Annotated in this window: 4 protein-coding genes; all 4 read right to left on the reverse strand. The window is 41.2% G+C overall.

Going from position 1 to position 5,725, the window contains the following annotated elements; translation table 11 throughout:
• Positions 1–451: 451 nt before the first annotated feature.
• From GXZ17_RS07770 to GXZ17_RS07785, 4 genes are read right to left on the reverse strand one after another with little or no spacing between them, the layout of a single operon-like run.
• Positions 452–1,408 carry an ABC transporter permease gene (locus GXZ17_RS07770; protein ID WP_409376723.1) on the reverse strand — a complete coding sequence of 319 codons (957 nt, stop codon included), beginning with the start codon at positions 1,406–1,408 and terminating at the stop codon, positions 452–454.
• On the reverse strand, positions 1,398–2,402 hold the full coding sequence (locus GXZ17_RS07775) for an ABC transporter permease (RefSeq protein ID WP_409376724.1): 1,005 nt from the start codon (positions 2,400–2,402) through the stop codon (positions 1,398–1,400). The genes GXZ17_RS07770 and GXZ17_RS07775 overlap by 11 nt, the downstream gene beginning before the upstream one ends.
• A 19-nt stretch (positions 2,403–2,421) precedes the next feature.
• On the reverse strand, positions 2,422–3,939 hold the full coding sequence (locus tag GXZ17_RS07780; RefSeq protein WP_409376725.1) for a sugar ABC transporter ATP-binding protein: 1,518 nt from the start codon (positions 3,937–3,939) through the stop codon (positions 2,422–2,424).
• Positions 3,940–3,996: 57 nt separating this feature from the next.
• Positions 3,997–5,022 carry a substrate-binding domain-containing protein gene (locus GXZ17_RS07785; RefSeq protein WP_409376726.1) on the reverse strand — a complete coding sequence of 342 codons (1,026 nt, stop codon included), beginning with the start codon at positions 5,020–5,022 and terminating at the stop codon, positions 3,997–3,999.
• Between the last annotated feature and the right edge of the window lie 703 nt (positions 5,023–5,725).

A 5,725-nucleotide genomic window follows, 5' to 3' on the forward strand; every position in this document is an offset into this window, starting at 1 on the left:
ATTCCCGGCTACTAACCTCGGAAATGGCGTGGGAGAGTGGGTTATCGATGAAAGATTTCAGAAATGACAGAAGAAGAGCCCTTCCAGGAAGAAGCTCAAGGCAAGAGTGGCTTCTCTTCCTCTGAGAAAATGAGAAAAGCAAGTTATCATAGAACAACCTAAGGTGTGAAATTAAAAGATAAAAGATAAGAAAAAACTAAAGCTTAACGCTTGAACATCCTTTCTCCAGCGTTAAGAGAGAAATTGTATCTCCCTCGGTACACAGTTGTTTCTCTTTTTTGAGTCTCAACAAATTTAAAAACGAAATTATCACGGGAAATAAAGATGCAAATCCCAAAAGGACTATGATACCATCAGGATGCTATGCAAAACTTGCGATTAGCACCCGGGACAAAGAAAACGAAGTGCCGAGCAAAGAAGCGTCACCATAGATTTCGCGGTTAGCTACAACCTAAGTCTCTCGGGCAAAAATCAACCGATTAGTCAATATAACAGAGACAAGAATGATACCCCACAGAGCACTGGCTAAATGAGAACTAAGCCCTAAAAGGTTAAAACCGGTAGCTACTACCTGTAAAACCACCATAGATAGAATTAAACCACCTACCTTTCCAAATCCTCCAGCGGGGTTTACTCCTCCTAACACACAGGCCAATACAGTGAGCAGAAGGTATGATTCTCCATAGCCTGCCTGAGCAGCATTGAACCGAGCAGTCATGACTACTGAGGCTACCCCAGCTAAAAAACTACAGAGGAGATACACCCGGAAAATAACCCTCCTATTATTGACCCCGGAAAAAAGAGTAGCGGTAGGATTAGAACCTAAAAGATATAATTGAATACCAAAAGGAGTTCGATCCAAAAGAAGAGACATAAATGCAGCTGTAATCAAAAAGATGATAAAAGGCATGGGAATACCTAAAACCGTGCCATCTCCTAGGAAAAGAAAACTCCGGGGAAAACCAGCTATTACGTATCCTTTAGTTACAACCAGAGCTATTCCTCTGATAAAAATCATCATACCCAGAGTAGCAATCATAGCCGGTATAGAGCAAAAAGCCACCAGCGTCCCTTTTAGAACTCCTAACCCCAGAGAGAGAAGCAAGCCTAAAACAATGGCCCAAAAAGGTGAAAGTTCAAACTGGGTCATAGATAAGGCAATTACAATCGCTGAAAGGTTAGCGGTGGAAACTATCGATAGGTCAATCCCCCCGGTTAACATGGGAGACATCTGAGCTAAAGTTAAAAGACCCAGTAAAGGCAATTGAAAAGCGATAGCCTGCAAGCTCCGAGGTTCAAAAATCTTACCTTTAGTAAGCAAGCCAAATAGCAAAAATATAGCTATTAATATGATAACCAGAATAAGAAGCTGGGGATTTCTGCGCTTTAAAAAGGGATTACTGGACAAGAATTTCACCCTCTCTTTTTGCCTGAGATTTTCGCTGATAAGCGCTAATACCTGCTGCGACTACAATTATGGCTCCCATTATGACTTCATGCCAGTAAGCTGAAGCTTTCATTAAAATCAAGCCATTTTTAATGATGGCAATCAATAAAACTCCCAAAAAAGCCCCTAAAGCACTACCCGAGCCCCCAAAAACGCTAGCTCCTCCTAGGATAACAGCAGCTAAAACATCCAGTTCTCCTCCCACCAAAGAATTGGGTTGAATCATCTGGTTTAAAGAAGCGTGAACAAAAGAAGCCAGACCGGCCAGAGCTCCCATAAAACAATAAACAAATAATTGAACCCGAAAGATGTTAAACCCTGCTCTCCGAGCAGCTTCCATATTGCCACCCATGGCATAGATTTTCCGCCCAATAGGGAAGTATTTGAGTATAACCCAGGTAAAGATAGCCAAAATTATCCATATAAGGATAAAAATCGAGAAACCATATTTCACTCCCTGGGGATTAGTCAAAGAAAAAAGCTGCACCCGGGAGAAATTTCGGAAAGAAGGAGGAAAATTGTATATCCATTTTCCTCCACTAAAAAACATCAAAAAACCGAAGAAAGCATTGAGAGTGGATATGGTGATTATCACCGGATGAGCTTTAGTGTAATAGACTAAAATACCGTTTATAGCCCCCAGAGCAATCCCAATAGGTATAGGAATTAAAAATGCTACGAGGACATTATCTATATAATAAGTAGTTATTATCAAACCCATAATGTACTGAGCAATAGTAGCAGTAGCGGTGAAAGAGACATCTATCCCTCCAGAAATCAAAACCACCAGTTCCCCCAGAGCCAGGATGCCTAAAAAAGTATTACTTCGTAACATATCAAACCAGTTCTCCAGAGTAAGAAACTTGGGGTTCACCAGAGTAAGAAAAAAGGAAAGAACAATGATAATTCCCAGAAGGTAAAATTCAGTCTGCTGAAAGATCTTTTTATTAATCAAATTATATCTTTCCTCCCTTTTATTCCAGAATGATTTTTCTGAGTTCCTCTTCTGATACCTCAGCAGGAGAAAATTCCCTGATTATCTGGCCATTTTTCATAACTAAAATTCGGTCACAGTTATTCAAAACTTCGGTTTCCTCATCAGATATAAATATCAGACTGAGATTTTTCTGGGATAATTCTCGAATAGACTGATAAATGCTTTCTTTAGCTGCCACATCTACCCCATGAGTGGGGGTATCGAGAATAAGCAGATGCGGAGATGTTAAAATCCACTTAGCTAACACCACTTTTTGCTGGTTACCTCCAGAGAGATTTTTCACCGGTGCTTCCATACTTTCGGTCTTAATATTAAATTCCTGAACGGCTTTTTCTGCCACACTTCTTTTCTTCTGGAAATCGATCAACCCCATCCCGTTGATTATTTGGTCTAGCACAGTGATTACTAAATTATTCTCTACACTGTGGTCCAGCACTAACCCTTGAACTAATCTATTTTCTGGAACATAGCCAATTCCCAAGCCAATAGCTACCTGGTTGGAACTTATAACTTGAGGTTTACCTTCAAAATATATTTTCCCTTCATCAGGGGGATTTAATCCAAAGAGAGTAAGGGCAAGCTCCGTGCGACCAGACCCCCGAGGACCGATTAATCCTAAAATTTCACCCTGGTAGAGAGAAAAACTTATCTTTTCATAATGGCCTTTTTTAGTAAGATTTTCTACTCTTAGAATTTCTTCCTCTCTCGGATAGGCTCCAGCCTCAACAGGGCGAGAAGAGATTTCTTTACCGGTCATGAGAAAAGAAAGCCGCTTTTTATCCACTTCTTCTCGCTGGAAAGTCCCCACTTTTTTCCCATCCCGGAGAACAGTTATCCGGTCACTGATTTCCAGCACCTCATCCAGCCGATGGCTAATGAACAAAATGGAAATATTCCGAGCTTTAAGCTCTCGAATAAAGGCAAACAATCGGATTACTTCTTTACGAGTGAGAGAAGAAGTGGGCTCATCAAGGATGATAAATCGAGCATCAACAGCAATTGCTCGTGAGATAGCTACCAATTGTTGGTCAGCAACCGAGAGGCGGCTTACTTCAATTTCCGGGTCAATATCTACCCCCAATTTATCCATCACTCGGGTAGCTTCTGCTTTGATTTCTTTCCAGTTTACCAGCTTTTGGGCTTTCTCTAAATAACGGTGAGAAAATATATTCTCTGCTACTGATAAATTGGGAAACAAGGACAAATCTTGGTGAACCACGTAAATCCCCAAACGAAAGGCATCAAAAGGATTGGCTATCTCTACCTTCTGGCCGCTAATTTCAACCTTTGCTCCCTTTTCTGGCCTGACCACCCCGGTTATAATTTTCACCAGAGTGCTTTTTCCCGAACCATTTTCTCCCACCAGACCATGAATTTCACCAGGTAAAATAGTAAGATCCACTCCATCTAAGGCCACTACTCCACCATATCTTTTGCTCGCATTCTGGAGAACTAAATAGGGCTTTTTTTGATCTTCCTCGATTTTCTGAGACAATGCTTCAACTCTCCTCCGAATATTTAAAAAAGAAGAGGGGGGACATCCCCCCCCTCTTTAGAAGCCTAAAGCCTCTGCTTCTTCGGCAGTTCTCATTACCTTGATCTGGTTAACCGAGATTACTTTCCCATCAATGCTTATAGGACCCATGCCTGGTATTTCCATTCCTTCGACTATTTCTTCTCCATCAAGCATTTGTTTAGCAATATACACCATGGCATAACCAGCGTCCCTGGGATCCCAAAGTTGAGCCCAATCTACCGCCCCGGTACGTAGATAAGGAGCCACGGTGGAAGGAATAGCACTCCCCACTACAATGATTTGGTCTTCCATTCCCTTCTCCGTAACCGCTTGCGCTGCTCCAACAGGTCCTAAACTTCCCCAACCAATGACTGCCTTAAGCTGGTCTCCATAAGTAGTGATAAGGTCTAATACGGCTGCCCGGGAGTCTTCCACGCTTTCAGCAGTGGGAAGTCTGGAAGTTAGTTCTTTCAGGAAGGGATAATTTTCAGCAGCATGCTCCAGAGCAGTATCAGCCCAGAAGTTGTGGAGAGGAACAGTCAAACTTCCTACCAGCATGACAAAACCAGCTGGATTTTCAGGGGTGTATTTCTCCAGCTCTCCTGTTTCTTTTAATTTTTCGACTATAGCATCAACAGGAGCTTTTCCATATTGCACACTATCAATAGTCTCTACATCCCAATCTACAGCTTCGGTCTCAAACGGCGATTCATGAGTGAGAATCACTATCCCTTGCTCTCTAGCCCGGTTAAACACTGGAGCCAAGGATTTGGCATCACTGGGAACCACACATATCGCATCTACTCCCCGGGTAACCAAATCTTCTACCATCTGGACTTGAGGAGCAGGGTCAGCAGTAGTTGGCCCAACCATATAAGCATTTACCCCAAAATCTTTGGCTGCCTGTTTCACTCCTTCTTCCAAGCGACTGAACCAGGGAATTCCAGCAACCTTAACCACCACTGCAATTTCATGCTGCTCTTCTGCTCCAACTCCAAGAGCAAAAGAAAAAACTATAGCCAATACTAACAAAAAACTAATTAAAGCCTTTTTCATACCCAATCACCTCCTATTGATTTTTTGTATTACTTATTGCAAATAATTTAATTGTAAAAACATCTCTCTTTGAAAATCATTTAAGACACAATTAAAGTATATTCATTACCTCTGGAGCTGTCAATAAGAAAATTTGACCTTTGTTCACTATTTCAAAATTGAAATCCTCCACCTTTAGCAAGTAAGTGACTAAATAGCACAGAACAACAAAGCTATAAAGGAGTGTCTCTTCATAGCTCTTAGAAGAAAAAAACATTAAAAAGCAACTACACAGCCTATTCTTTAGATGATACACTTAACCGCAAAAACCTTTGTAACACCCTTCTACTCAGCACTTCTTCTTCTTGTCTGTACCTTTATATTATTATTTAACTGTCGTTTGACTAAACAATCCAACATGCTCTTACCCTATTTTTTAGTTCCTTTAAGATATTTCTCCTCTAAAACTATTGCAATCATTTTACACCAATATGATCTCATTCTTCCTGGCAAATCCGGATAGCACCTATATAGACGATATCCAGATTTATAATTAACCCCCCCCCGGGAATTCACAATATGGGGAGATGGTAAAAATATTTGTGGGCTGCGGGTGATGAATTCTCTTTACGTTTCTGGTTTAAGCACAGCCGATGCTTTAATTTTGCTTTCTTTCAACAACTGAAAAACACGGTTGGCCTCTGTGAGCGGAAAAATCTCGGTCTTTGCC

The organism is Candidatus Sordicultor fermentans, assembly GCF_012728195.1.
Taxonomy (GTDB): Bacteria; Atribacterota; Atribacteria; order Atribacterales; family Caldatribacteriaceae; genus Sordicultor; species Sordicultor fermentans.